The sequence below is a fragment of the Pseudomonas mercuritolerans genome, from assembly GCF_025706525.1.
Lineage (GTDB): Bacteria > Pseudomonadota > Gammaproteobacteria > Pseudomonadales > Pseudomonadaceae > Aquipseudomonas > Aquipseudomonas mercuritolerans.
Genome location: NZ_JAMSHA010000004.1, coordinates 558,976 through 585,314, shown reverse-complemented (window position 1 = coordinate 585,314; position 26,339 = coordinate 558,976). Strand labels below are relative to the sequence as shown.

At 60.1% G+C, this 26,339-nt stretch carries 30 protein-coding genes; 18 read left to right on the top strand and 12 right to left on the bottom strand.

Annotated elements, in window-relative coordinates; genetic code table 11:
- Window positions 1-421 precede the first annotated feature (421 nt).
- Together rhtA and ND528_RS14810 are read left to right on the top strand one after the other, a co-directional pair.
- On the top strand, window positions 422-1,309 hold the full coding sequence (gene rhtA / locus ND528_RS14815; protein WP_130912267.1) for a threonine/homoserine exporter RhtA: 888 nt from the start codon (window positions 422-424) through the stop codon (window positions 1,307-1,309).
- A gap of 169 nt (window positions 1,310-1,478) precedes the next feature.
- Window positions 1,479-1,760, top strand: a complete 282-nt coding sequence (locus tag ND528_RS14810) for a hypothetical protein (protein ID WP_039759777.1) — start codon at window positions 1,479-1,481, stop codon at window positions 1,758-1,760.
- Here ND528_RS14810 and ND528_RS14805 read toward each other — a convergent pair whose 3' ends face one another.
- Window positions 1,761-2,330 carry a TetR/AcrR family transcriptional regulator gene (locus ND528_RS14805; protein WP_263470600.1) on the bottom strand — a complete coding sequence of 190 codons (570 nt, stop codon included), beginning with the start codon at window positions 2,328-2,330 and terminating at the stop codon, window positions 1,761-1,763.
- Between the two features lie 91 nt (window positions 2,331-2,421).
- Between ND528_RS14805 and ND528_RS14800 the strand changes: the two genes are divergently transcribed.
- Both ND528_RS14800 and ND528_RS14795 read left to right on the top strand, forming a co-directional pair.
- A complete protein-coding gene (locus ND528_RS14800; RefSeq protein WP_263470599.1) occupies window positions 2,422-3,150 on the top strand; it encodes an SDR family oxidoreductase in 729 nt (242 codons plus the stop codon).
- 42 nt (window positions 3,151-3,192) lie between these two features.
- A complete protein-coding gene (locus tag ND528_RS14795) occupies window positions 3,193-3,789 on the top strand; it encodes a 2-hydroxychromene-2-carboxylate isomerase (protein ID WP_263470598.1) in 597 nt (198 codons plus the stop codon).
- Window positions 3,790-3,833: 44 nt separating this feature from the next.
- Here ND528_RS14795 and ND528_RS14790 read toward each other — a convergent pair whose 3' ends face one another.
- From ND528_RS14790 to ND528_RS14770, 5 genes are all read right to left on the bottom strand, one after another.
- Window positions 3,834-5,642 carry an aminopeptidase P family protein gene (locus tag ND528_RS14790; RefSeq protein WP_212616801.1) on the bottom strand — a complete coding sequence of 603 codons (1,809 nt, stop codon included), beginning with the start codon at window positions 5,640-5,642 and terminating at the stop codon, window positions 3,834-3,836.
- A 68-nt stretch (window positions 5,643-5,710) separates the two neighbouring features.
- Entirely contained in the window at window positions 5,711-6,877 is a 1,167-nt protein-coding gene (locus ND528_RS14785; protein WP_212616802.1) for an aminotransferase class V-fold PLP-dependent enzyme, read from the bottom strand.
- Window positions 6,878-7,082: 205 nt separating this feature from the next.
- Complete coding sequence (locus tag ND528_RS14780; RefSeq protein WP_024013660.1) at window positions 7,083-7,697, bottom strand: LysE family translocator; 615 nt, start codon at window positions 7,695-7,697, stop codon at window positions 7,083-7,085.
- Between the two features lie 101 nt (window positions 7,698-7,798).
- Window positions 7,799-8,068, bottom strand: coding sequence for a hypothetical protein (locus ND528_RS14775; protein ID WP_263470597.1), 270 nt, complete (start codon window positions 8,066-8,068; stop codon window positions 7,799-7,801).
- A 101-nt stretch (window positions 8,069-8,169) separates the two neighbouring features.
- Complete coding sequence (locus ND528_RS14770; RefSeq protein WP_263470596.1) at window positions 8,170-8,532, bottom strand: antibiotic biosynthesis monooxygenase; 363 nt, start codon at window positions 8,530-8,532, stop codon at window positions 8,170-8,172.
- A gap of 92 nt (window positions 8,533-8,624) precedes the next feature.
- Between ND528_RS14770 and soxR the strand changes: the two genes are divergently transcribed.
- From soxR to ND528_RS14720, 10 genes are all read left to right on the top strand, one after another.
- Window positions 8,625-9,077 (top strand): redox-sensitive transcriptional activator SoxR, encoded by a 453-nt coding sequence (gene soxR, locus ND528_RS14765; protein WP_130912598.1) that lies wholly within the window; start codon window positions 8,625-8,627, stop codon window positions 9,075-9,077.
- Window positions 9,078-9,188: 111 nt separating this feature from the next.
- Window positions 9,189-9,647 carry a VOC family protein gene (locus ND528_RS14760; RefSeq protein ID WP_095182163.1) on the top strand — a complete coding sequence of 153 codons (459 nt, stop codon included), beginning with the start codon at window positions 9,189-9,191 and terminating at the stop codon, window positions 9,645-9,647.
- 215 nt (window positions 9,648-9,862) lie between these two features.
- A complete protein-coding gene (locus ND528_RS14755) occupies window positions 9,863-11,062 on the top strand; it encodes a PepSY-associated TM helix domain-containing protein (protein ID WP_130912597.1) in 1,200 nt (399 codons plus the stop codon).
- Window positions 11,059-11,601 carry a thiamine pyrophosphate-binding protein gene (locus tag ND528_RS14750; protein WP_073472512.1) on the top strand — a complete coding sequence of 181 codons (543 nt, stop codon included), beginning with the start codon at window positions 11,059-11,061 and terminating at the stop codon, window positions 11,599-11,601. Before ND528_RS14755 ends, ND528_RS14750 begins: the two co-directional genes overlap by 4 nt.
- On the top strand, window positions 11,598-11,936 hold the full coding sequence (locus tag ND528_RS14745; RefSeq protein ID WP_016770802.1) for a hypothetical protein: 339 nt from the start codon (window positions 11,598-11,600) through the stop codon (window positions 11,934-11,936). Before ND528_RS14750 ends, ND528_RS14745 begins: the two co-directional genes overlap by 4 nt.
- Complete coding sequence (locus ND528_RS14740) at window positions 11,933-12,508, top strand: DUF6162 family protein (protein WP_263470595.1); 576 nt, start codon at window positions 11,933-11,935, stop codon at window positions 12,506-12,508. Before ND528_RS14745 ends, ND528_RS14740 begins: the two co-directional genes overlap by 4 nt.
- Before the next feature lie 35 nt (window positions 12,509-12,543).
- A complete protein-coding gene (locus ND528_RS14735) occupies window positions 12,544-13,473 on the top strand; it encodes a metal ABC transporter substrate-binding protein (RefSeq protein ID WP_130912594.1) in 930 nt (309 codons plus the stop codon).
- Complete coding sequence (locus tag ND528_RS14730) at window positions 13,470-14,321, top strand: metal ABC transporter ATP-binding protein (protein WP_263470594.1); 852 nt, start codon at window positions 13,470-13,472, stop codon at window positions 14,319-14,321. The genes ND528_RS14735 and ND528_RS14730 overlap by 4 nt, the downstream gene beginning before the upstream one ends.
- Window positions 14,321-15,220, top strand: coding sequence for a metal ABC transporter permease (locus ND528_RS14725; protein WP_007917717.1), 900 nt, complete (start codon window positions 14,321-14,323; stop codon window positions 15,218-15,220). The genes ND528_RS14730 and ND528_RS14725 overlap by 1 nt, the downstream gene beginning before the upstream one ends.
- Window positions 15,221-16,126: a metal ABC transporter substrate-binding protein gene (locus ND528_RS14720; RefSeq protein ID WP_263470593.1), complete on the top strand. Its 906-nt coding sequence runs from the start codon at window positions 15,221-15,223 to the stop codon at window positions 16,124-16,126. It begins immediately after the preceding gene.
- Between the two features lie 175 nt (window positions 16,127-16,301).
- On the opposite strand, the gene ND528_RS14715 is transcribed toward ND528_RS14720, so the two are convergent.
- The 5 genes from ND528_RS14715 to ND528_RS14690 all read right to left on the bottom strand — a co-directional run bounded on the left by ND528_RS14715 (window position 16,302) and on the right by ND528_RS14690 (window position 20,867).
- On the bottom strand, window positions 16,302-16,526 hold the full coding sequence (locus ND528_RS14715; protein WP_016770808.1) for an MbtH family protein: 225 nt from the start codon (window positions 16,524-16,526) through the stop codon (window positions 16,302-16,304).
- An 82-nt stretch (window positions 16,527-16,608) separates the two neighbouring features.
- Window positions 16,609-18,021, bottom strand: coding sequence for an aspartate aminotransferase family protein (locus tag ND528_RS14710; RefSeq protein ID WP_263470592.1), 1,413 nt, complete (start codon window positions 18,019-18,021; stop codon window positions 16,609-16,611).
- A gap of 141 nt (window positions 18,022-18,162) precedes the next feature.
- Window positions 18,163-18,648 (bottom strand): GNAT family N-acetyltransferase, encoded by a 486-nt coding sequence (locus tag ND528_RS14705; RefSeq protein WP_263470591.1) that lies wholly within the window; start codon window positions 18,646-18,648, stop codon window positions 18,163-18,165.
- A gap of 216 nt (window positions 18,649-18,864) precedes the next feature.
- The gene (locus tag ND528_RS14695) at window positions 18,865-20,187 is read right to left on the bottom strand and encodes an ATP-binding protein (RefSeq protein WP_130912588.1); all 1,323 of its coding nucleotides are present in this window, start codon (window positions 20,185-20,187) and stop codon (window positions 18,865-18,867) included.
- Window positions 20,187-20,867: a response regulator gene (locus tag ND528_RS14690; RefSeq protein ID WP_042607836.1), complete on the bottom strand. Its 681-nt coding sequence runs from the start codon at window positions 20,865-20,867 to the stop codon at window positions 20,187-20,189. The genes ND528_RS14695 and ND528_RS14690 overlap by 1 nt, the downstream gene beginning before the upstream one ends.
- A gap of 253 nt (window positions 20,868-21,120) precedes the next feature.
- Here ND528_RS14690 and ND528_RS14685 point away from each other — a divergent pair, with 253 nt between their 5' ends.
- The 4 genes from ND528_RS14685 to dsbG all read left to right on the top strand — a co-directional run bounded on the left by ND528_RS14685 (window position 21,121) and on the right by dsbG (window position 25,271).
- Window positions 21,121-21,813, top strand: coding sequence for a hypothetical protein (locus ND528_RS14685; protein WP_130912587.1), 693 nt, complete (start codon window positions 21,121-21,123; stop codon window positions 21,811-21,813).
- Between the two features lie 97 nt (window positions 21,814-21,910).
- Window positions 21,911-23,644, top strand: a complete 1,734-nt coding sequence (dsbD, locus tag ND528_RS14680; RefSeq protein WP_263470590.1) for a protein-disulfide reductase DsbD — start codon at window positions 21,911-21,913, stop codon at window positions 23,642-23,644.
- Window positions 23,644-24,525, top strand: a complete 882-nt coding sequence (locus ND528_RS14675) for a prolipoprotein diacylglyceryl transferase family protein (RefSeq protein ID WP_263470589.1) — start codon at window positions 23,644-23,646, stop codon at window positions 24,523-24,525. The genes dsbD and ND528_RS14675 overlap by 1 nt, the downstream gene beginning before the upstream one ends.
- Window positions 24,501-25,271, top strand: a complete 771-nt coding sequence (dsbG, locus tag ND528_RS14670) for a thiol:disulfide interchange protein DsbG (RefSeq protein WP_252868026.1) — start codon at window positions 24,501-24,503, stop codon at window positions 25,269-25,271. Before ND528_RS14675 ends, dsbG begins: the two co-directional genes overlap by 25 nt.
- Before the next feature lie 30 nt (window positions 25,272-25,301).
- On the opposite strand, the gene ND528_RS14665 is transcribed toward dsbG, so the two are convergent.
- On the bottom strand, window positions 25,302-26,330 hold the full coding sequence (locus ND528_RS14665; RefSeq protein WP_263470588.1) for a ParB/Srx family N-terminal domain-containing protein: 1,029 nt from the start codon (window positions 26,328-26,330) through the stop codon (window positions 25,302-25,304).
- Window positions 26,331-26,339 lie beyond the last annotated feature (9 nt).

Genomic DNA, 26,339 nt, shown 5'->3' with positions numbered 1-26,339 from the left:
TCGAAGAATTCTTCAACAACTTCAACCACTTGCGCTTCCGATCTCTCGTTAGCGGGAGGCGAATTCTACAGCGTTAATCGCTGCTGTCAACACCTCTTTTTCTCCGCTTTCGATCGAGAAGATCGAATCGTTAAAAAAGCTACACATCACTGCTCTTTCAACTCCTTCCAGGCTTCGATGATCTGAAGCAAGCCGCTGTCGAAAACTGCGTAACTCTTTGATTCTCAAGGAGTTTTCCGTTTCGACTGCGCCGGAAGTGGGGCGAATTATAGACCTCTGGAATCTGCCGTCAACCGTTAATTTCGCTTTTCTTTCAAAAGCTTAAAAAGCTTCTCTATATATAGACGCAGCCCACTCCAATGCGCAGTATATTGCCCACTACCACAACAATATTTGTTTTTGCCTTGGATGCTGCCGCGCAATGAATCACCACCCCCGCTCTCTCTCCTCCACATTGTTTCCGGTTTGCCTGCTCATGATAGCCATGGCGTCCATCCAGTCGGGCGCTTCTCTGGCCAAAAGCATGTTCCCCGTAATAGGGGCACAGGGCACAACCACGCTGCGCCTGATCTTTGCCAGCGTGATCATGCTGCTGATACTGCGCCCATGGCGTGCAAAGCTGACCGCCAAGTCTCTTCGTACCGTAATCATCTACGGGATGGCATTGGGCGGGATGAATTTCCTCTTCTATATGTCTCTGCGCACGGTGCCGCTGGGCATCGCCGTTGCGCTGGAATTCACTGGCCCTCTGGCCGTAGCTATATATGCCTCTCGCCGAGCCATCGATTTTCTCTGGATCGCGCTCGCTGCAGCCGGTTTGCTCCTATTAATACCTACTGGGACAACCACTGCTGGCATAGACCTGGTCGGAGCAGGCTATGCGCTGGGCGCCGGGGTGTGCTGGGCGCTGTACATTCTCTTCGGGCAGAAGGCCGGCGCTGATAACGGAGTGACTACGGCTGCGTTGGGCGTGATGATCGCCGCGCTGTTTGTGGCGCCGATCGGAATCGTTCATGCCGGCGCGGCGCTGCTTACACCATCACTGATTCCGATTGCTATCGGTGTCGCCATTCTCTCCACCGCTCTGCCCTATACCCTGGAAATGGTAGCTCTCACCCGAATGCCCGCGCGCACCTTCGGCACTCTCATGAGTATTGAACCGGCATTCGGCGCGCTATCAGGTCTGCTTTTTCTCCAGGAATACCTTTCATTGTCACAATGGCTGGCCATCCTGTGCATTATCCTGGCGTCGGTGGGCGCAACCATGACCATGGGCAGCGGAGCAAAGCCTGCTGTCGCTGCCGACTGAAGCTTAATAGAAAGTGAGATCTGGTAATTGGTGCTCATTTAGGCCATGTTTAGCTTCGTAACCCATCGCCAGGCATGGATTTTTTCGCAAAGGACGGCACAACGCTGCAAACGCGAGCGAATACAGGCAGACCCGAGCACCAGACTCGTGGCCGCTATTAAGGATGGTAATGAAACGAATTTTGCTATTGATCGCCCTGCTGGCGATCGCGAGTTGCGCAGCGACCTCGGAAACCCAGGTCAAACGCGGCAAGAAGGGGCTGCATATCAACTGTTCCGGACTTTCATCCTCATGGGACAAGTGCTACACCAGCGCCGCCAATTCCTGCGCGCCCAAGGGTTACAAGGTGATCGCCAAATCCGGGGACGCCGTCGAAGAACCTGGCGATTATCCGTTCGGCTTGAACCCGGCCGGTTATACCAGCCGCAGCATGATCGTCATCTGCAAATAACTACTCGGCTCGGGACAAAGCGAGCTGACGTGTAATTTCCTCGTGACTCGCGCGCAACACCGTACGCTGCACGTCCGGTGTCGCCAGCATCCGCGCGACCACCAATGCGCCCACGCATTGCGACAGCACCGACCAGGCCAGACTCTCGCTTTCCAGTATCTGCGCCCAACTTTGCTGCAGACGGCAGATCCATTCTTCAGCCTGCTCACGCACCCGCACATTGGCACGGGCAATCTCTGCGCCCAATGTCGGCAAAGCGCAACCGGCCTCGGGTTGCTCGACGTGGGCCATGCTCAGGTACTGCTTCAGACAACGCTCCAGACGCTGCCGATCCGTACCGCCCTGCCCACCAAGACGCTCAAGACTCTCACTCAACTCGCGCTCTACGATGGCAGCAAACAGGGCATCCTTGGATGAAAAGTGGCTGTAGAACGCGGCGCCACTCAAACCGATGGCTTTCATCAGGCCATCCACGCCCACCGTGGAAAACCCCGATTTCTTTGCCGACAGCGCGCTGCTTTGCAGCAATCGTTCGCGGGTTTCCGATTTGTGTCCGGCCGAATAACGCATGTCATCTCCTGAAGTAGATCGCCTTGACGCTGCCCCAATCCTAGCATAACGTTCGTTAACTAAACGATCGTTAACCCAAAGGGATTCACCCATGAATAACAAGAAGGTCGTGTTGGTTGTCGGTGCCGGTGATGCCACGGGCGGGGCAATTGCCAAGCGCTTTGCCAGTGAGGGGTTTATAGCCTGCGTGACCCGGCGCAGCGCCGACAAACTGCAGCCACTGGTTGACGCAATCATCTCTGAGGGCGGTGAGGCGCATGGTTTTGCCTGCGATGCGCGCAAGGAAGATGACGTCATCGCCTTGATCGAAGACATCGAAACCCACGTCGGCCCGATCGAGGCCTTCGTCTTCAACATCGGCGCCAACGTGCCGTGCAGCATTCTCGAAGAAACCGCGCGCAAATATTTCAAGATCTGGGAGATGGCCTGCTTCTCCGGCTTTCTCAATGCTCGTGAAGTGGCCAAGCGCATGGTCACTCGGCAGCGCGGCACGATTCTGTTCACCGGTGCCACGGCCGGGTTACGCGGTGCTTCTGGATTTGCCGCTTTCGCTGGAGCCAAACATGGCATCCGCGCACTGGCGCAAAGCATGGCGAGAGAATTGGGGCCGATGAACATTCATGTCGCCCACGTTGTGGTTGATGGTGCGATCGACACCGACTTCATCCGCAACAGCTTTCCCGAGAAATACGCGACCAAGGATCAGGACGGTATTCTCGATCCAGAGCACATCGCCGAAAACTATTGGTATTTGCACAATCAGCCCCGCGATGCCTGGACCTTCGAACTGGACCTGCGCCCATGGAACGAACGCTGGTAAGCCATCCCCCCCTCATTACAACAATAAGAGAGCAATTTGATCATGACCAAAACCGTGGAATTCTATTTCGACCTCGGCAGCCCCACCACCTATCTGGCGCACACCCAGCTAGCGAAAATCTGCGCCGATACCCAAAGCGAACTGATCTACATCCCGATGCTGTTGGGTGGCGTATTCAAAGCCACCGGCAACGCTTCGCCGGCAGTGATTCCGGCCAAGGGCCGCTACATGTTTCAGGACCTCGATCGCTTCGCCAAACGCTACGGCGTACAGCTCAGATTCAATCCGCACTTTCCAATCAACACGCTGATATTGATGCGTGCCGCCACCGGCATTCAACTGCATCAGCCACAGCGTTTCGCCGAGTTCGTCGATTGCCTGTTCAGGGCGCTTTGGGTGGAGGGCCGTAACCTCAACGACCCGCAAACCATCGCCGCCGTGCTGACTGAAAACGGCTTCGATCCCGAAGAAGTATTGGCCCTGAGCAACGATGAGTCAGTCAAAGCCAAACTCAAGGAAAACACCGAAGCCGCTATCAAGCGCGGCGTCTTCGGTGCCCCCAGCATGTTTATCGGCGATCAGCTGTTCTTCGGTCAGGATCGACTCGACTTCGTAGAAGAGGCATTGCGCCAGGATTGAAGCCGAGCCCCAAGGCATCGCGAGCGGTGCCTTGGGTAAATCGATCAAATGGCCACAGTGCGCTCGTTCAGCCAGCTCAGCGCCGCGCCATCCAGCAACGGACTCAGACGCTCGCGTACTTCACTGTGATAAGCATTGAGCCACTGCTTTTCTTCCTGAGTCAGCAGGTCGGCAATCAGGCAACGGGTGTCGATCGGGCACAGCGTCAGGGTTTCGAACTTGAGGAAGTCGCCGAATTCGCTGCTGCCGGCCTCGCGGTTCATCGCCAGGTTCTCGATGCGCACGCCCCAGCGGCCCGGGCGATAAGTGCCGGGTTCGATCGAGGTAATCATCCCCGGCTGCATCGCCGTCTGCGGTGCCGGTGCCGCTTGATAAGCGATCACTTGCGGACCTTCGTGAACGTTGAGGAAATAGCCAACGCCATGACCGGTGCCGTGACCGTAGTCGACGTTGTCAGCCCAGATCGGCGCACGAGCGATGGCGTCGAGCAGCGGCGACAGGATGCCTTTCGGGAATCGTGCCCGCGACAGCGCAATCACGCCTTTCAACACGCGCGTGCAGTCCTGTTTCTGCTCCTGCGTCGGCGTACCCACCGGGACCATGCGCGTGATGTCTGTGGTACCGCCAAGGTATTGGCCACCGGAGTCGATGAGCAACAGACCATCACCCTCGATCACCGCATGCTCTTCTTCGGTAGCGTGATAGTGCGGCATCGCGCCATTGGCGTTGAATGCGGCAATGGTGTTGAAGCTCAGCGAAACATAATCGGGGCGACGTTCACGGGCAGCCGTAAGCTTCTCGTCGATGGTCAGTTCGGTGATGCGCTCGCGCCCCCATGCCGATTCCAGCCAGGCAAAGAATTCGCACAACGCCGCGCCATCCTGCTCCATGGCTTTACGGATGTGTTGAGCGTCGGCTTCGCTTTTCTGCGATTTGGCCAACGTAGTCGGGTTGAGACCCTCGACCAGTTTCACGCCACTGTCCAGGTTATCCAGCAACCCCGTGGTCACTCGCGCCGGATCGACCAGCAGGCTCGCGTCACTCGGCACAGCACGCAACGCATCGGCCACTTCGCGGTAGTCACGCAGCGTCACGCCATCCTGCTCGAGTACCGCGCGCAGATCGGCATCGACCTTGCTCAGCGCCACAAACAGCGTGGCCTGTTGCTGATTGATCAAGGCGAACGAAACAAACACCGGGTTGAACGAGACGTCACCACCGCGCAGGTTGAACAGCCAGGCAATGTCATCCAGGGTGGCGATGAAATGCCAGTCAGCACCGCGCTCTTGCAAGGTTTCGCGCAGTTTCGCCAGTTTCTCGCCACGGCTGACGGTCGCTTGCGGCGGCAGATGCTGATAGATCGGCGCGTTGGGCAGGCTCGGGCGATCGCGCCAGACTTCCTGCAACAGGTCGATATCGGTACGCAGGCGAGCGCCGCGTGCTTCGAGCTTGCTGCTCAGCGTACGCGCCGACGCCACTGCCATCACCGCGCCGTCCACCGCAACCACGCCGCCCTCAGGGGTTTGTTCGGCCAGCCAGTCCAGCGGGCTCGGCTGCCCCGGTTGCAGTTTGACCAGTTCGATGCCGCTGCCGTTGAGCTCCTTGGTCGCCTGTTCCCAGTAACGACTGTCGGCCCACACACCGGCGAAATCGGCAGTGACGATCAGCGTACCGACCGAACCGTGGAAACCCGACAGCCATTGCCGGCCCTGCCAGTAGCCCGGCAGGTATTCCGAAAGATGCGGGTCGGCGGACGGCACCAGCAGCGCATGGATGCCTTCGCGGCGCATCAGTTCACGGGTATGCGCCAGGCGCTGAGGCACCGATCCTTCGGTCAAGGTGTGGGAACTCATCATGTCTCCTGCTAATCGCGTCATCGTTATTGTTCGTAGCCTTCGCGGCCATGGAAAGCGTCTGCTGTTTAGAGCCCTGTCGCCCAGAATGCCGGGGCACTGGCGCAGGCGGTTGTGATCAGGTCAACGGCCTTGTCGACATCCTCAACGGTGGTAAACCGCCCGAGGCTCAAGCGAATGGTGCGCCCCGCCAGCCGCGCATCGTGCCCGAGCGCGAGCAGCACGTGGGACGGTGCGTTGCTCGCGGAATTACATGCCGAAGTCGCGGAAAACGCGATCGAATGGCTCAATGCGGCGCTGTTGAACTCGCCCTCGCTGAAGGTCAGGCTCAGGGTGTGCGGTATTCGTTGCGATTCACTGCCATTGAGGCGTACGCCTGGCAGAGTCAACAAGCGTGCGAGCAAGCGTTCGCGCAAAGCGATAATGGACTTTTTCTCTTCATCGAATGCGCTGGCGGCCAGCGCGAACGCTGCGCCCATGCCGGCGATCTGATGAGTCGCCAAGGTCCCGGAGCGCAGGCCACCTTCATGACCGCCGCCGTGGATCTGTGCCTGCAAGCGTTGCTGCGCCTGCGGGCCGACATACAAGGCGCCGATGCCCTTGGGGCCGTAGAGTTTGTGTGCGGAAAACGACATCAGATCCACCGGCCAGCGGCTCAGATCGATCGCGACTTTGCCCGCGCCTTGCGCCGCATCAACATGAAACAACGCCTGCCGACTGCGCACCACTTCGCCAATCGCCTCGACATCGTTGACCGTGCCCAACTCATTGTTGACCAGCATCAGCGACACCAGAAAAGTGTCGTCACGCATCGCTTCGCTGACCGCTTGCGGCGTGATCAAGCCTTGGGCGTCCGGCACCAGATAGGTCACGGCAATGCCCGAGTCCTGCAATTGCCGCGCGGTGTCGAGAATGGCCTTGTGTTCGATCTGACTGGTAATGATGTGCCCGCCGCAAACGCCACGGGCCTGGGCGACGCCTTTGAGGGCGAGGTTGTTGGATTCGGTGGCACCAGAGGTCCAGACGATCTGCTCAGGCTGCGCGCCGACCAGATCGGCGACTTGCCGACGTGCCTGCTCGACCGTCTGCCGGGCCTGCTGGCCGAAAGCGTGGGAGCTGGACGCCGGGTTACCGAAGTTACCGTGAAAACCCAGACATTCGATCATCACCTGGATGACCCGCTCGTCCACCGGGGTGGTGGCGGCGTAATCGAAATACAACGGACGTGTGTTCATAAAGGTCTCGCAGAGCGTGTTCCGGGATCAGGAGGCTCGTGTCTGCAAACGACGATGCACAGCCTCGTGAGCTGTGCATGGGTTCGAGAGCGTCATCAATACCTGATCGGATGCCGTTAAAGAAGTAGGGCTTCATTTAAAAGTGCGTAGGAACGCTCCTGAAACCGAGCTTAACAGGCATCGGGCCGGCGATTGAAGCAATGCGTCAGTGAAAGCTTTCCAGAAGTAACGGGTACAACGAGATCACCAACAGCGCCGCCATGCCCCAATTGAACACGCGCAACCAGCGCGGATCTTTCAGCACATTGCGCAACAGCGTGCCGCACGCCGCCCACAGGCCGACACTGGGCAGATTGATGATGGCGAACACCGCCGCGATGATCACAACGTTATAGAAATAACCCTGCATCGGCGTGTACGTGCTGATGGCACCGATGGCCATGATCCACGCCTTGGGATTGACCCACTGGAACGCCGCGGCGCCCAGATAGCTGATCGGTTTCGCCTCGCCGTGGGCACTGTCGCCGACCGGGCCGGAGTGGGCGATCTTCCACGCCAGATACAACAAATACGCCGCGCCGACATAACGCAGCACCGTATACAGAATCGGATAGGCCTGAAACACGGCGCCAAGGCCAAAGCCCACCGCTACTACCAACAGGAAGAAGCCGCAGCTGATGCCGAGCATGTGCGGAATGGTGCGGTTGAAACCGAAATTCACTCCGGACGCCAGCAACATGGTGTTATTCGGCCCCGGTGTGATAGAGGTGACAAGGGCAAACAGGGCAAAGCCCAACAGCAGATCAAGCGAGAGGTTCATCGAGGCAGTCCATCCAGGGTCGTTCAGCTGTTGACCCTATCCCACACGGCCCGGCAAACCCACGGACAGTTAGGGAAAACTTCAAGCAGTACAGTTTGCTTTCAGCTTGGACGGCCGTGCAGCTGTATGGCACGTTCGGCGCTCATCTCACCCTGTTGATCGAAGCCGAAAGTCTTCTGCGGCTGGCCGAACAATTGGGCTTTTTTCGCGTGGTATTCGTCGAATGACAAGCCGCTGCGGTTCAGCGCTTCCAGCGCCAGTTCGCGGGATTCTTCAGCGGTGTAAGGGCGCAGCTCGGGCGAAACATGGCCGGCACAACCGGCGAGTACGGAAACAGCGAGCATCAGCGAAACAGTCAGTAAACGGTTCATGGGAGCGTCCTGGCGAGCAATGTGGGGTCGATGGAGAAAGGCTACGCCCGGGCACGCTCGCGCAGAAATCAACGCTCTCAATAGTGGCTATCAGCTTTGCGCTAATACTGGCTGACCGGCAGACGGCAGTGCAGCGCGTCGTCGTGGCTGCGGGCAATGCTGCTGTGCACCTGGAACGAATTGAAGGTCACGGTTTTCGCCCGATGAGTGCGGATCAATTGCCAGAAATCCTGCTCCCCGCTTTCGAAACTGTGAAATGCCGCCTCCCCCGCTTCGCGACTTTGCCACTGCAAAAAGCTCAACACGCGGCGGCCGTCGTCGGTGGCCTGCACGCTGGCGCTGAGGAAGCCGTCGTAACGCTGGGCCAGCCGCTCGGTCTGCGTGGCCAGTGCCGAGACCAGCGCCGCTTGCTGGCGGGGTTCGATTTCGAATTCGATCAATTGGGTAAAGCTGCGATTGCTCATGGAAAGCCCCACTCATCTTGAAGCGAGCCTTGCGACCCGAAGAGCTGAAGGGTAAAACCTCTAGTTAAGTCAAGGTCAAGAGTATTTTCCGCATGATCAGCAAGGAGCAGGTGCACAAGCCTCTCACCGTCGGCGAGGTTGCGGCGCGCAGTGGCGTCGCGGTCACGGCGCTGCACTTTTATGAAGCCAAAGGTTTGATCAAGAGTGAACGCAATGCCGGCAACCAGCGCCGTTATCCACGCGCCGTCCTGCGCCGGGTGGCGTTGATCAAAGTCGCGCAACGGCTGGGGATACCGTTGGCGGAAATCGGCGAAGCGCTGAAAATCCTGCCGCAGGATCGCGCGCCGTCGGCGGCGGACTGGAAGATTCTGTCTGAACAATGGCAGCGCGAGCTCGACGAACGGATCAGGCAATTGACGCTGATGCGCGATCAGCTCACCGGGTGCATCGGCTGCGGCTGTCTGTCCATGGAAGCCTGTCCGTTGCGCAATAAAGGCGACATGCTCGGTGACCGAGGGCCAGGCCCGCACTTTCGCGATGAGTGATGACGCTGCTCGTCGGCGAACAATTTGCGCAGCAAGGACGGTTCTATAGTGATTGCTCCGGGTAAATCCGGTGTAACCACATCTGTTGAAAACAAAAACAGGGAGAACGTCATGAGTGTCAAACCCATTCCCGAGGGGTACCACAGCATTACCCCGTATCTCGGCATCCAACAGGCCGCCGAGGCCATCGAGTTCTACAAGAAAGCCTTCAACGCCAGCGAAGTGATGCGCCTGACCATGCCCGACGGCAACATCGGCCATGCCGAACTGCGCATCGGCGACAGCGCGATCATGCTCGGCACGCCTTGCGATCAAGGGCCGCTGAGCAATCCGCAGCAGGCGGTGTCGATCGGCTTGCACCTGTATGTCACCGATGTCGACCAGTCCTTTCAACAAGCGCTGGATGCCGGTGCGCAAAGCGTTTCCGAGGTCAAAGACCAGTTTTACGGTGACCGCAGCGGTACCTTGAGAGATCCGTTCGGCCATCTGTGGTTTCTCGCCACCCACAAGGAGGATCTGAGCGAAGAGCAGATTCGCCAGCGGGCGATGGAGATGTTCAGCCAAGGCTGAGGGCTTTTTGCCTCGGATCAACCGGTAAAAAATCCACCGCCGATGTAATTGCGAAACATTTACTTTCATATCCGCTTTCGGGATTTTCTTCGCTCATCCGTCTTATAGGAATGCAGGCCGTTCGCGTAGGCAAAAGCCACGAACGGCCTCCCGGGGAGTTCAGTGCTGCGAAGCCCGTAGCCCGGCCCCTTCCACCGCAATCAAGACGCGCAATCATGTCGAAGAAATCCCGTTCCAAACTGTGGTTCCTGGTGCATAGCTGGCTGGCGTTGCCGATCTGGTTCTTTGTGTTGATCGTGTGTGTCACCGGCACGCTGGCGGTGGTCAGCCAGGAGATTGTCTGGCTGGCCAACCCGCAAATGCGCGCCAGTCAACCTTCGGACGACGCACCGCGACTGAGCTATGACCAGATTCTCGCCGCGATCAAACAAGCCGAGCCGCAAACCCTGGTGCAGAGCATCAATCGGCCGGACGAGTCGCACTTTGCCCTCGACGTCGAAGTCAGCTACCCCGACGGGCGCTCGTTGACGGTCTATGTCAATCCGTACACCGGGGTCATCCAGGGCACCGCGCCGGCCTTCGATTTCAAGGCCTTTACCCGCGCCCTGCATGGCTGGTGGCTGGTGCCGTTCACCAATGGCTATAGCTGGGGCTGGTATCTGGTGTCATTGCTCGGCGTGCCGATGCTGGTGTCGCTGATTACCGGGCTGGTGGTCTACAAGCGCTTCTGGAAAGGCTTTCTGCGCCCGACCCTGCGCGTGCGCCATGGCGCGCGGATCTTCTGGGGCGACTTCCATCGCCTGTGCGGCATCTGGTCGATCTGGTTCATCGCGGTGATTTCCATCACCGGCATCTGGTTCCTGATCAAGGCTTTCCTTTTCGATAACCAGATTTCCATTTCCAGCGAGCCGATCATTCCGGCGATGTCCCGCGAAAGTGTGCCGATTTCGGCCGCTGGCACCCCGCCGCCGCGCATCAGCCTGGACCGCGCCATCGAAATCGCCCAGCAGAAGATTCCCGGGCTGGAGGCCAGTTACGTCAACCTGCCGGGCAATGCCTACTCGCATATGAGCGTCAGCGGCCGTGGCTGGTATCCGTTGATGTACCAGACCGCGACTCTCAATCCGTATAACGGCGAGATGGCCTCCTCACGGTTGCTGTCCGATCGGTCCTCGCTGGAATTCGTCACCGAATCCATGCGCCCGCTGCACACCGGCGACTTCGGTGGGATCTGGATCAAGTTGATCTGGTTCTTCTTCGGTCTGTTGCTGAGCATGATGATCCTCAGCGGCCTGCTGATCTGGACCAAGCGCACCGCGCTGGCCACCGCCAATGCGCTGAAACGCGAGGACAAGAAAAACCGCGTCACCGCCCAGCCGGCGCTGCGCCGTGAGCCTTCGGAGGCGAGCCTGTGAACAAAGCCATCTCGGTCACACCGCCCTCGCGCCTGTCGCGTTTCTGGCACAAGTGGCGTTTCCACATCAATGTCCTGCTGTTGCTGATCCCGCTGGGCTTCATGCCGAAATACTTTGCCGATGCCTCGCTGTTTCGCGGCGACAGTGGCCTGGGCCAGCGTGAAATAGGCAACGTTCAGGTCGGCCCGTGGAGCCTGCGCCTGGCCGAACTGCGTGACGAGGCGCCGCACCTTAGCGGGCCGGCGGGCTATATGAAGGATTTCACTGCCGCCGTTTGTGATACCTGCGTCGAACAGGTCAAGGCCACTTACCTGCGCATCGGCAAACCGCGCAGTCTGCGCGCCGCTGGCACGATCTTCTTCGGCACCCCGTACCGCATGGGCACGCAAATGCCGATCCCGGCGAAGACCAAACCTGACGCCGAGCTGTGGATCACCATGGAAGGCTGGGACGGCAGCATGCACCAGGCCGCGATTCCCCTGAGCCAAGCCTCCCCCGCCACGGTTGCGTGGCTGAACAAACAAGGAGCCAAACCATGACTCGCTCACCCCTTCAGACCCGTTTGCTCGCCAGCGCCGCGCTGCTGCTGAGCGCCGGTTTCAGCGCCAGCGCCCTGGCGCACAACCCGATGTGCGAATGCAAAGCCATCGATGCCGAACAGATCAAATGCACCGGCGGTTTCTCCGACGGCAGCGGCGCGCCGGGGGTGACCCTCGATGTGATCGGCTACGACGAAACCATTCTGGTGCCGGGCAAATTGGGTGATGACTCGACGCTGACGTTCAAGAAGCCCGGCAGTGAGTTCTATGTGCTGTTCGACGCCGGCCCAGGCCACGTGGTGGAAATCGACCAGGCGGATATCGAAGCCCCATGAGTAGCCCGACGACGCAAGTGGTACGCCCGGCCGGCGCCGGCCATGAAACCCTCAATGTGCTGCTGTTGTGCCTGCTGATCCTCGCGGTCGCCGGCTCGGTGGTGGCGTGGCGCGGGGTTTCCCATGAACCGGAGCCGGTCGCCAGCAACCAGTACGACGCCCGCCGCGATCTCAGCGCCGCAGAGCAAGGCATCTATGCCGACCTGCGAGTGACCCTCGACGAAATCCGCTTGCTGCGCGAAGAGCAACAAGCCCTGCCGACACCACAAATGCTCGCCGAAGAAGGCTTTGCGCCGTTCGCGCAGGATGCCAGTTCGGTCAGCCGTGGCGGTCATGCATGGCAGATGTTCGCCGATCGCGCCTATTTCGGTCGGAGTGCGACGCCTGACGTCGCCGGCTCGTTTCTGATGCGTGTCGGCACTGACGCCAACGCGGCGCCGGACATCTGGCTGAACCGCAGCGCCGATCCCGCACCTGCTGAGGATCTGTCCGACGCCGCGCTGTCCGCCGCTGGCTGGAAACAGATCGTCGCGCAATTCGATGCCGGGGTTACCCGCGAACATCGCCATTGATTCCTCGCCTTTATCCGAGAGAAGACTGCTTGCCCATGTCCATTTCATCTCCTCGCCGTCCATTGTTACGCCTGTTTCTGCTTGGCCTGTGCGCCTGCCTGCTGAGCCCGTTGGCCAGCGCCGAGCAAGGCAAACGCCTGCGTATCGGCATCACTCTGCATCCGTATTACAGCTACGTCGCCAACATCGTCGGCGACAAGGCCGAAGTGGTGCCGCTGATTCCTGCGGGCTTCAATCCGCACGCCTACGAACCACGCGCCGAAGACATCAAGCGCATCAGCGGACTGGACGTGATCGTGCTCAACGGCGTCGGTCATGACGACTTCGCCGACCGGATGATCGCCGCCAGCGAAACACCCAACGTCAAAACCATCGAAGCGAACGAAAACGTGCCATTGCTGGCGGCCACCGGTGTCGCTGCGCGCGGCGCCGGCAAAGTGGTCAATCCGCACACGTTCCTGTCGATCAGCGCCTCCATCGCCCAGGTCAACAATATCGCCCGCGAGCTGGGCAAGATCGACCCGGAAAACGCCAAGACCTACACGCAAAACGCCCGCGCTTACGGTAAACGCCTGCGGCAGATGCGCGCCGACGCGTTGGCCAAACTGACCCAGGCACCCAACGCCGAACTGCGCGTAGCCACAGTGCACGCAGCTTACGACTATCTGTTGCGTGAATTCGGTCTGGAAGTGACGGCCGTGGTCGAGCCGGCCCACGGCATCGAGCCAAGCCCGAGTCAGCTGAAAAAGACCATCGACCAGTTGCGTGAACTCGACGTCAAAGTGATCTTCTCGGAGATGGATTTCCCGTCCAGCTACGTCGACACCATCCAGCGTGAATCCGGGGTGAAGCTGTACCCGCTGTCACACATTTCCTACGGCGAATACACCGCCGACAAGTACGAAAAGGAAATGACCGGCAACCTCAACACCGTGGTTCGTGCGATTCAGGAGTCGGGGGCATGACTTCGAAAGAAACCCTGATCCCTGACAACACCAATAACCCGGTGGGAGCGAGCCTGCTCGCGAAGGCGCCGGATCAGGCAACATCTTCGCTGAATGACACACCGCATTCGCGAGCAGGCTCGCTCCCACAGGGGACAACCGGACCATCGCTGGAGTTTACGGAAGTGAGCCTGACGCTGGGGCGCACGACGATTCTCGACAAGGTCAGCTTCCAGGTGCAGCCCGGCAGCGTGCATGCGCTGGTCGGCCCCAATGGTGGTGGCAAGAGTTCGCTGATCAAGACCCTGCTCGGGCAGATGCCGCATCAGGGCCAGCTCAGCCTGCACTGGCCCGGCGAGCCCGGCACCATTGGTTACGTCCCGCAGGCGCTGGAGTTCGATCGCGGCTTACCGATGACCGTCGACGATTTCATGGCGGCGATGTGTCAGCGCCGTCCGGCCTTTCTCGGTTTGAGCAAACACTACGCCGGCGCCATCGGCGAAGCGCTGGAGCGGGTCGGCATGCAGGACAAGCGCAAGCGGCGCATGGGCGCGCTGTCCGGTGGTGAGCGGCAGCGGGTACTGCTCGCGCAGGGCTTGATTCCGGCGCCGCAACTGCTGGTGCTCGACGAGCCGATGTCGGCCCTCGATGAGGCCGGGATCCAGGTGTTCGAACGTCTGCTGACTGACTGGCGCGCGGCGGGTATCACGGTGTTGTGGATCGAACATGACCTGGAAGCGGTGGGTCGGCTGGCCGATCGGGTTACCGGTCTCAACCGCCGCGTGCTGTTCGATGCCACACCGCAACAGGCGCTGACTCCGGAACGTCTGCTGACGCTGTTTTCCACCCATCCACGGAGCGCGGTCTGATGAGCTACGAAGCCTTTCGTTTGATGGTCCAGGGTTGGGCGTCTTCCGGTTATCTGCCGGAAGCGCTGGCCTACGGTTTTGTGGTCAATGCGCTGCTTGCCGGCCTGCTGATCGGCCCGGTGCTGGGCGGGCTCGGCACGCTGGTGGTGGTCAAGCGCTTCGCGTTCTTTTCCGAAGCAGTCGGCCATGCCGCGTTGACCGGTGTCGCCATCGGCATTCTGCTCGGCGAACCCTACACCGGCCCGTACGGCAGCCTGTTCGGCTACTGCCTGCTGTTCGGCATCCTGCTCAATTACTTGCGCAACCGCACCGGACTGGCACCGGATACGCTGATCGGCGTGTTTCTCTCGGTGTCACTGGCACTGGGCGCGAGCCTGCTGCTGATTCTCGCCGGCAAGATCAACGTGCACATTCTGGAAAACGTGCTGTTCGGTTCGGTGTTGACCGTCAACGGCAATGATCTGGCGGTGCTGGCCATCGTCGGTTCGCTGGTCATGGCCCTCGCCCTGCCGCTGTACAACCGCATCATGCTCGCCAGTTTCAATCCGCAACTGGCGGCGGTGCGTGGCGTAGCGGTGAAGACCCTGGATTACCTGTTCGTGATTCTGGTGACCTTGATCACCGTCGCGGCAGTGAAAGTGATCGGCGCGATTCTGGTCGGTGCCTTGCTGGTGATTCCGGCGGCGGCGGCGCGCTTGCTCAGTCAGTCGCTGAAAGGGTTTTTCTGGTGCTCGGTGCTGATCGCTACCGTCAGCACCCTGTGCGGGATTCTTGCGCCGATCGTATTCGATCTGCCGATCCCGTCCGGCGCCGCGATCATTCTGGTCGCCGGCATCGCTTTCGCCCTCGCCGCCATTGCGCGCGGCGTCGTCCCCAGCCTGAAAGGGAACCTTGGATAAATGGCTTTTTCATTGCGTAACCTGACTCTGGCCATGGCCCTGTGTGGCGTGGTCTGCACTCCGTTGATGGCGGCTGAAAGCGCGAAACCCTTGCGCGTTCTGGCCTCGTTACCGATCACCTATGGATTGGGCGAAGTATTGCTCAAGGGCACGAACGTCAACCTCGAACGCGCGGCGCCGGCCAACCTTCCGGGTAGCCGTCAGACTGCGTATTTCACCGGCCGTGGTGCTCCGGCGCTGAGCAAACTGGCCACCGATGCGGACGCGGTAATCGGTCTGCGTTCGCTGTGGGCCGATGATCCGCTGTACCCGATCGCGCGGCGCAGCAACATCCGTATCGTCGAAGTCGACGCTGCGCGCCCGGTCGACGGCGCCCTGCCCGGCATCGCCGTGCAGCCGGGCCTGCAGGTTGATGGCCTGAACAGTCAGCCATGGCTGGCGAGCAACAACATGGGACGCATGGCCGATGTGATGGCCGCAGACCTGGTGCGCCTGGCGCCGAGCGCCAAGTCTGCAATCGAAGCCAACCTGGCGGCGTTGAAACAGCGTTTGCTGAAACTCAGCGCGGACACCGAAGCGCGTCTGGCCGAGGCGGACAACCTGAGTGTGATGAGCCTGAGCGATCACTTCGGCTATCTGATTGGCAGCCTCAACCTTGAACTGGCCGGACAGGACGCGCGTCCCGATGCCGATTGGACGCCTGAAGAACTGAAGAAGCTGACGGCAACGCTCAAGGACAATGACGTGGCGGTGGTGCTGCACCATCGCCAGCCAGCAGAACCAGTGAAAGCGGCGATTGCCGAATCCGGCAGCCGCCTGGTGGTGTTGAGTACCGATGCGGCAGATCCGCTGGCGGAGCTGGAGGGGAATGTGGATTTGTTGCTCAAGGGGTTGAGCGGAGCGTAGTTTCAGTAAATCCGCGTTATCGTTCTTCGCGAGCAGGCTCGCTCCCACAGTTGAAATGCGATCCCCTGTGGGAGCGAGCCTGCTCGCGAAGAGGCCCGCACCCACAACGTCACTCTCCAGACATGAAAAAACCCGCTGACCATCACTGGTCCAGCGGGTTTTTATGCCCGGGCGCTTATTGCGCCGCGACTTGCGCATCCATCTTCTGGCGCAGGCTCAATGGGCGCATGTCGGTCCAGACTTCTTCGATATAGGCCAGGCATTCCTTTTTCAGGCCGCTCTTGCCCACGGTGCGCCAGCCTTGCGGCACGGCTTTGTAATCGGGCCAGATCGAGTATTGCTCTTCGTGGTTGACCACGACCTGAAAGAGGATGTCCTCGCGGTCGAATACTGACGTCATGCTAATTCTCCATCGTTGTAAGGTCGGCTGCACGAATAACGCAGCCGGGTATGTAGAAAGAACGTTCGCCGAGCGGAAAAATTTACAGTGCGGCGGTGGCAGCGGCCAATGCGCGACCGAAGATCTCGGCCACCCGATCGATTTCCGCGGCAGTGATCACCAGCGGCGGCAGGAAGCGCACGACCGCGCCATGGCGACCGCCCAGCTCCAGAATCAGGCCACGCTTGAGGCATTCTCGCTGCACCAGCGGCGCCAGACGCGCAAACGCTGGCGGATGACCGAGCGCGTCGGGCGCGCCGTTCGGGTCGACCAGTTCGACGCCGAGCATCAGGCCACGACCACGAATATCGCCCAGCTGCGGGAAGTCGCGTTGCAGGATGTGCAGATGTTCGCTGAGTCGATCACCCATGGCAGCGGCGTGCTCGCAAACCTTGTGCTCCACCAGATAGCGCATCACCGCTGAACCGGCGGCCATGGCCATCTGATTGCCACGGAACGTGCCGGCATGGGCGCCGGGTTGCCAGGTGTCGAGCCAGTCGCGGTAAACCACCACCGCCAACGGCAGGCTGCCACCGATGGCTTTGGACAGTACAACCACATCCGGAACGATGCCCGCGTGTTCAAAGGCAAACATCTTGCCGGTACGGGCGAAACCGCTCTGGATCTCATCAACGATCAACGCCACACCGGCCTTCTCGGTGATCCGGCGCAAGCCGCGCAACCACTCGATGTCCGCCGGTATCACGCCGCCCTCGCCCTGCACCGCCTCGACAATCACCGCCGCCGGCAATTGCACACCAGCCTCGGGATCGTTGAGCAGGTTTTCCAGATAACTCAGATTGGCATTGACGCCCGCCACGCCACCGAGGCCAAACGGGCAGCGGTAATCGTAGGGAAAGGGCATGAATTGCACGCCGCTGCTGAGCAACGCACCCAGTGGTTTTTTCGGCCCCAGGCTGCCCATCAGGCTCAACGCCCCCTGACTCATGCCGTGATAACCGCCGGAAAATGACAGCACGGTGCTGCGCCCGGTTGCGGTGCGCACCAGTTTCAGCGCTGCTTCCACGGCGTCGGTGCCGGTCGGGCCGCAGAACTGAATTTTCGCTTGCGCCGCCAACTCCGTCGGCAGCAGCCCGAACAGGTCCTGGACGAATTGATCCTTGACCGGTGTAGTCAGGTCGAGGGTGTGCAGCGGCAACTCATCGGCCAGCACCTGCTGGATCGCCTCGATCACCACCGGGTGGTTATGCCCCAGCGCCAGCGTGCCGGCTCCGGCCAGGCAGTCGATGAATGTACGTCCTTCAACATCCTCGACATACAGGCCCTTGGCACGCTTGAGCGCCAGCGGAATACGCCGAGGATAGCTGCGCGCATTGGACTCCTGCCGGCTCTGCCGCGCCAGCAACGGGGATTCGTTGAATTCGTACAAGGTTTCTGCCGGCGCCGAGGCGACCCGGGCCGATGACGCTTCGATAAGACTGGTGGCGACTGACATCTCTCGACCCCTCAATTCGCTATGAATATTGACCAAAACAGCACACCGACAGATGCGCGTTCCGGTCGCGGGGCGCACTTGCAGGTTTCCTGTTCTGGAAACGCTTCAGCGCGGTGCGGATTTACACCCCTGATCGAGTTGTCAGGCCGATAAGGACAAAGGTTTGTGCAGCGGCACGGTCTGCAAGCCGTTGGAGAGGCCGGGTGGCGCGGTTTGTCGGTAACCCAGATGCCGATAGAATGCCTCGGCGGTGCGGGTGCTGTTGAGATGAACATTGCGCGCACCGCGAACCCGCAACCAACCCTCGAGATTGTGCATCAGCGCCCGACCTACGCCTCGGCGGAAGGATTCAGGCTGGACGTAACACAGCAGGATTTCGCCATTGGCCCGGGCCATGCCCACACCAACCGGTTTGTCTTCGAACGAAGCGGTACAAAGATAGAAGTGCGGGTCGGCGAGATGGCTACTGATGAGGTCGACGCAGGAGCGACCGAGCCAGTGACTGACGAGCAGCGGATCATTGCGGTGATCGAGTGCGCATCCGACGCGGATCGAACGCTCGACGATACGATTGATGATGCCGGAGTCGGCCAAGGTGGCCGAACGTATGCAGACGGGTGCTTCCATGGCGCAGTTCCCTCAATCCATTGAGTCAAAGCTGCGTTGACCTTAGCCCCAACCCTCACGGATAGCCAACGCCGAGAAGTTACATTTGATGTGCCAGAACATGTTCTTTTGTGGGAGCGAGCCTGCTCGCGAAAGCGTCAGGCCAGTCAACGTCGATGTTGAATGACTTACCGCATTCGCGAGCAGGCTCGCTTCCACAGGGGATCTGAGGTGCGATCAGAGGGGTTGCAACGGCATGGTCAGCTCGACCCGCAAGCCATCCGCGCGGCTGTCGAAATGCAGGGCGCAGTCACAGCGCTGGACGATCGCCTGGACAATCGCCAGCCCCAAGCCGCAACCGGTGCTCTGGCCGTTGCGCCAGAAGCGCTGGGTCAGATGCTGCAAGTCATCCGGCGCAATCCCCGGGCCATGGTCACGCACGACAAAACGCACGCGGTTGCCGATGCTTTCGAGATTGACCTCGACCGCACAATCTTCAGGCGTATGGCGCAGGGCGTTGTCGAGCAGGTTGCGCAATGCAGCAATCGCCAGCACGGCAGGCATTTGCAGCGGCGCGGCGGAGAGGTCGTCCGGCACGTGCAGTCTGATCCGCAGCCGTTCACCGCCGGTGGCGTCCTGAATCGCCAGCCTGGCCACTTGCTCGGCGCTGCATTGCGAGCCGTCATCGAACGACAGGCTGCCTTCGACCCGCGCCAGCAGCAGCAACTGTTCAAGGGTGCGGTGCAGGCGATCGGCGCCCTCCTCGGCGCGGGCCAGCGATTGATCGCGGGCACTGCCGTCGGTCATGCGCGCCACTTGCAGGTGGGTCTTGATCGCCGTCAGCGGGCTGCGCAGTTCATGCGCGGCGTCACCGGTCAGGCGACGTTCACGCTCGATGGTCTTGCCGATGCGCTGGAACAATTGATTCTGGGTTTCCAGCAACGGCTTCAATTCGCTGGGAAAGGCCTGCAACTGCAATGGCTCAAGGGAATCGGCATTGCGCCGCATCAGCGCCTCACGCAGGCGATTGAGTGGTGCAAGACCCTGGCCGATGCCCAGCCACAGCAGGCACAGGCAACCCAGCAAGGCCACACCGACCGGCACCGAAGCGGCGAGCAGAATCGACATGTTCAAGGCTTCGCGTTCGATCTGCCGATCCGCCGTAGTGATGCGCACATCGCCCCGGGCCAGGGTGAAACTGCGCCACGGCGCGCCGTCGATCATCTGATCGTGGAAGCCCATTTTTTCCGCTTCCAGCGCTTGCTCGGGATTGTTGTGGCTACGGGCAAGGATTTCGCCGCGCAATGAGCTGACCTGACAGGCCATGCCACCGGGAATGTTCAGCTGTTCGGCGCTGAAGTGGGTACCCTCGCCCTTGCTCGGCAGGGTCGGCAATTGCTCGAGCAAGCCGGCGACCATACGCGCGGAGGCAACCAGACGCTGGTCGAGAGAAAACATCATCTGATTGCGCAGATCGCTGAGCATCCATGCCGCCGCCAGCGCCCAGATCAACGCGAAGGCGGCGCCGAGCGTCAGGCTCAGGCGCAGGCGCAGACTCATCACTTGCCTTGCTCTCCGCCATCGGCAGGCCCGAGGCGATAGCCCAGACCACGCACGGTTTCGACAATGCCTTTGCCAAGCTTGCTGCGTAGATGATGGATATGCACGTTCAGTGCGTTGCTTTCCAGTTCGTCGTTGAAGCCGTAGACGCTGTCCTTCAGTTGCTCGGTTGACAGCACCCGGCCGCGATTGTGCAGCAATGCCTGCAACAGAGACTGCTCGCGGCGCGACAGGTCCACCGGCTGCCCGGCGAGTCGGGTTTCGCGGCTGCTCGGGTCGTAGGTGAGCGCGCCGTGTTCGATCAGATTGACGCTGCGCCCGGCCACCCGGCGCAACAGGGTTTGCAGGCGAGCGAACAGTTCGCGCAGGTCGAAAGGCTTGAGCAGGTAGTCGTCGGCGCCGGCCTGCAAGCCGTCGACTCGATCAGTCACCGAATCACGGGCGGTGAGGATCAGCACGGGGATCTCCAGGCCGCTCTGCCGCAGCTGTTGCAGCAACTTGAGGCCGTCTTCGTCGGGCAGGCCGAGATCGAGCACCATCACGTCGAATTCAGCAACCTTGAGCATCGCCCGCGCTTTCGACGCGGTGTTGACGTGCTCGACGGTCAGGCCCTGAGCCGTAAGCCCGGCAACGATGCCGCTGGCGATCAGCTCATCGTCTTCGCATACCAGTACGTGCATGGAGGCTCCATGAATAAAAACGCGAGTGAAGCAGGCGAGGATTAAGGCGCAATTATGGCGGTACATGTCGAGTTCGGGAAGCTGCACGAGAACATCGCGAATTGTCGTGTTCAGCAGCGGATGCCAAGCATACAGTCAAACTATTACCAATTCGGGCTACCGATCCAGAAACACATCCAGACTTTATCGAAAACATGAGTTCATTTAGTTTCGCACTGCAACTTCAAAACCACATTCAAAAGGAACTTGAAACATGAGCAACTTGAATCACTTCGTCGCGATAGATTGGCGCTCGGGTCCTGATCGAATTTATTTTTTCTTCAAGGACACCGACACTTATTCGCGCTTTGATCTGGGAAGCAATAGCGTATCGGCAAATTACCCAGCCTCCACTGCAGGCAGCTGGGATACTTTCGATCCCTATACAAAGGATCTGCGCTTCGGTTTGACCACCACTTCGTTCGGCTGGAATGCCGGAAGTGACGAGGATATTGCATGGTTGTTCTTCTATCAGGGAACAACCCCGATGGTGTGCAAGTATGATCAGGACAAGGATAAAGTTGCCGCCTTCTACAAAGTAGCCGACTCAGCGTGGAAGCCGATTCTTCCATACTTTGACAAGATCATCGCTGGCACCTGGTTTCAACTTACCGGCCACCCCTTTCTGTTCCGATTCATTCTCAATGACGGGCACTATCTATCGTTCAACTTCAAGGCCAAGACCGTGACACGCAACCGTTTCGGCGAATATCAACTGGGCGCGCTGAAACCCTATAAAGACCGAATTATTACCGCTGCACAGAATGACCGAACACTCGCAGACAGTTACTGGTACATCTTCCTTACCAACAATGAGTATTTGACCTACAACATTCAGTCCGACCGACTGGTGTCCGGCCCCCGAACCATCAATGACGATAACTGGCCCGGCCTGCTGCGCGGCTGATTGGTCAATCCCGGCGAGCCTAGTAGGATAGGGTTAATTATCGGTTAATCGCCGCCGCCCATCCTGCACCTCACTTGCACAGGGACAAGGCTCCTCCATGCGTCATTTTTTTCTTCTGTTGGCTTTACTGATTTCCGGTCTGGCTCAGGCCGGAAACAATCCGTTCGAGTCCAAGCCGGACTTTTTACCCGTCGACAAGGCATTCGTACTCACCTCCGAGCGTCTGGACTCGGGCGAAACCCAGCTGTTCTGGCAGATCACCGACGGCTACTACCTGTATCAGAAACGCTTGAAATTCGATGGATTGGCCGCCGAGCAGCAGCCGGTGCTGCCTGAAGGCGAATCCCACAGCGATGAGTTCTTCGGCGAGCAGCCGGTGTATCGCCAAGGCCTGGAAGTGAAAATCCCGGCGGCGGTCAGCGGGCAGATCAAGGTCAGTTATCAGGGCTGTGCCGATGCCGGCCTGTGCTATCCACCGCAGACCCGGGTGATCGACCTGGGTGGCAAAGCCGCAGCAACAACGGGCGGTGAAGCGCCGGATCAGGCGTTGGCCAGCAGCCTGCAACAACGAGCGCTGGGCTGGAGCCTGCTGGTGTTCTTCGGACTTGGCCTGCTGTTGGCGTTTACCCCGTGCTCACTGCCGATGCTGCCGATTCTGGCCGGGATGATTGTCGGCAGTGGCGCCACACCGCGGCGCGGCTTTGCCTTGGCCAGCAGCTACGTGATCTGCATGGCGCTGGTCTATGCGGCGATGGGTGTGATTGCTGCGCTGCTCGGTGCGAACCTGCAGGCGTGGTTGCAAAATCCTTGGTTGCTCGGCGCATTTGCCGCCATTTTCGTGGTGCTGGCATTGCCGATGTTCGGCTTCTTCGAGCTGCAACTGCCGGTGGCCCTGCGTGATCGTCTTGAACATGCGTCGCGCAGCCGCAGCGGCGGCAGCCTGATCGGCGCCGGGGTGCTGGGCGCGTTGTCCGGTCTGTTGGTCGGGCCGTGCATGACCGCGCCGCTGGCCGGCGCGCTGCTGTACATCGCCCAGAGCGGTAACGCGTTGCACGGCGGTCTGATTCTGTTTGCACTGGGCATCGGCATCGGTGTGCCGCTGTTGCTGCTGGTCACAGTGGGCAACCGCTTCCTGCCGAAACCCGGCGCGTGGATGAATCTGCTCAAGGGCATATTCGGCTTCCTCTTTCTTGCCACTGCATTGTTGATGCTGCGCCCGGTACTGGATCCGTCGTTGTGGCTGGGGCTGTGTGGCGCCTTGCTGTTGATCGCCGCTTACAGCGCCTGGAAACAATCCGCAGGGTTTGGCCGCGTCGCGCAGATGTTTGGCGCCCTGTCCCTGTTGCTCGGTTTGTGGGGCAGCTTGTTGGTGATCGGTGCGGCGGGTGGCAGCGAGGATCCGTATCAGCCTTTGCAGGTCTACAGCGCCGGCCCTGTCGCCAGCGCGGCGCCGACGGGTCACGATGCCTTCAGCACAATCAAGGAACCGGCCGCCCTGCAACGTGAACTCGACGCGGCCAAGGCCCAGGGTCAGTGGGTGCTGCTCGATTACTACGCCGACTGGTGCGTGTCGTGCAAAGTCATGGAAAAGAAGGTCTTCGGTGAAGCCAAGGTCATGCAGGCCCTGAGCGATGTGCGCCTGCTGCGCCTGGATGTGACCGCCGACAACCCTGCCAGTCGCGAGCTGCTCAGTCGCTACAAAGTGCCGGGGCCACCGACGTTCATCTGGATCGGCGCTGACGGTGAAGAACGCCGCAGCCAGCGCATCACCGGCGAGGTCGATGCCGACACCTTCCTGCAACGCTGGTCCGCCACCCGAGACGCCAACTGATGCTGACGTTCACCCTCGGCACTTTCGCCATCGCGCTCAACCACCTGCTGCTGATCAGTGCTCTGGCGCTGGCGACATTTGTCGGCTGGCGGGTGGTCAAGCGCGGCGGGGATAACCCCGAGTCGGCGCTGTTCAGCCTGTTCTTGCTGGGCATGCTCGCGGCGCGCATTGCGTTTGTCGCGCTTTACTGGCCGCACTATCGCAATGACCCGTGGCAGATCATCGATCTGCGCGACGGTGGTTTCCTCGCCTGGCCCGGAGTGATCGTGCTGCTGCTGGCGGCGTTGTATCGCGGCTGGCGCCGGCCCGCTTTGCGTCGACCGTTGGGTTTCGGTGTGGTCAGCGGCGTGGCGTTCTGGCTGCTTGCCACCCTGTCGCTGAATCTCTATGAACAAGGCACACGCTTGCCGGATATCTCCCTGCGTAACGCCGCCGGGGAAAAGATCAAGCTCAGCGACTATCAGGGCGGCCCGCTGGTGATCAACCTTTGGGCAACCTGGTGCCCACCTTGTCGGCGGGAAATGCCGGTGCTGGAAAACGCCCAGCAACAACGCCCGGATCTGACGTTCTTGTTCGTCAATCAGGCCGAGAGCATGCAAAGCGTGGCGACGTTCCTGGAAACCCAGGGCCTGAGCCTGAACAACGTGCTGTTCGACCGCCGCGGCCGTCTCGGTCAGGCCGTGGGTTCCATGGCGTTACCGACTACGCTGTTCTATAGCCCGGACGGTCGCTTGCTGACCAGTCACCTCGGTGAACTGTCGAACGCCAGCCTCGCCCGCGCCCTGGAAACCTTCGACACTTCGCCTTCAAGCCCGAATCAGGCCGTTGCCCCGGCCAACTCTGCAAGGAAACTGCCATGCCCCGCCTCCGCCACCTGCTGACGCTGACCCTGGGCACTGCCCTGCTGCACTTGCCGTCGGTGCAGGCTGCTGAAGAACTGCCCGCCGCAATCAAAAAGATCGAAGCCAAGGGCGCGAAAATCGTCGGCCAGTTCGACGCCCCCGATGGCCTGCGCGGGTACGCGGCGCAATACCAGAACCGCGGCATGGCGCTGTACCTGACCCCGGACGGCAAACACGTCGTGGTGGGTAACCTGTACGACGCCGACGGCAAGGACCTGAGCAGCGAACCGTTGCAGAAACTGGTCTACGCACCGATGTCCAAGGAAGTCTGGGCCAAGTTCGAGGCGAGCAACTGGATTCAGGACGGCAACAAGGATGCACCGCGCACGGTGTACCTGTTCAGCGATCCGAACTGCCCGTACTGCAACATGTTCTGGGAACAGGCACGGCCATGGGTCAAGGCCGGCAAGGTGCAGTTGCGCCACATCATGGTCGGCATCATCCGCGAAGACAGCCCGGGCAAATCAGCCGCGCTGCTGGCGGCGAAAGACCCGGCCAAGGCCCTGGAAGATCACGAAAAGGCCGGCAAGGGCAGCGCGCTCAAGGCCTTGAAAGACATTCCGGTCGCCGTGCAAAGCAAACTCGCGGCCAACATGCAGTTGATGGAAGACCTCGAACTCCAGGCCACCCCGGCGATTTTCTATATGGATGACAAAGGCGAACTGCAACAACAGCAAGGCGCGCCATCGCCGGACAAGCTGGTGAAGATTCTCGGGCCTAAGTAGCCTTCACAAGCACTGACCGATGCGGGTCTGTCAGTACTCACACCGCTCGATAATGTCCTGCAAGTGCTCGGTATTTCCCTGTTCCGTGAGAAAGCTTGTCACCTCAGCGCACCACGCTTGGTCTGAAGGAATACCGGCCCAAGCGTGCGTCCCCGCCCAATGCCAGGGACGGTCGTCAAACGTATTGATCAGCGCCTGATTGAATGTGTGAACGTTGAACTTGGAGTTTCTCGCGTTTTGCAACATCAACGAACTGAACACGCGTTGTTGCGTTGCTTCGCATGGTTTGATTTGCTGGGCTTTGGTCGAGCTCAGGACAATGAAATCAGGTTTGACACCTTCATCGAGCGCGGCCTGCAATCGGTAATGTCCATCGATGACCACGTAAGAACACAGTCCGCCCACATACCAGAGCAGGATCGGCGGCAAGCTGCCCTCCCTGGCTTTTTTGCGCCACCATTTGAGGCGACCTGCGAAAGGGTCCACCGTGTGCAGCCCGATCAAGTGCCCCAAACCCCAATCAAGCCAATGCACGGTGTGCGGTTGCACGTTGTCGAGAATGCCCTCGCCGCGCGCGTACCAGTTGGGCAGATGGCTGGACGCCTCGGCCGGGGTGGAAAAATACCAGCCATCCGGACCGGCAACGGGTTTGTATCGGCTAACTGCTGGCAATAAGGGGCGCGCCACCCAGTGGCCGGGATAGAGAAAGTCCGCCTGATTGTTCATCAACTGGTTGATGAAATAGCGACACCAGCGCGGGAAGCGCTCTTCGACGGGTAATTCAAAGTGCTCCTGTACGTCGGCCGAATCGATGGGTGGCACGGGTGACGATTCCAGTTGAACGGGCCTCGGATTGCGAACCAGCCAAGCACCGTAATATGAGGTGGCAATGGTCGCCCAGAAGAGTGGGCTTCCATTGAGCATAAACTTCATCCGCCCGTTGTTGCCACTTTGCAGATGAAGCAGCGGTTTGCTTGATTTCGGTCGGTTGACCTCAATACTCAACCCAACCCACTTGTCCTCAAGATCCCTGAGGTCACGCCACCAGAACTGTTGCACGTCATTCCC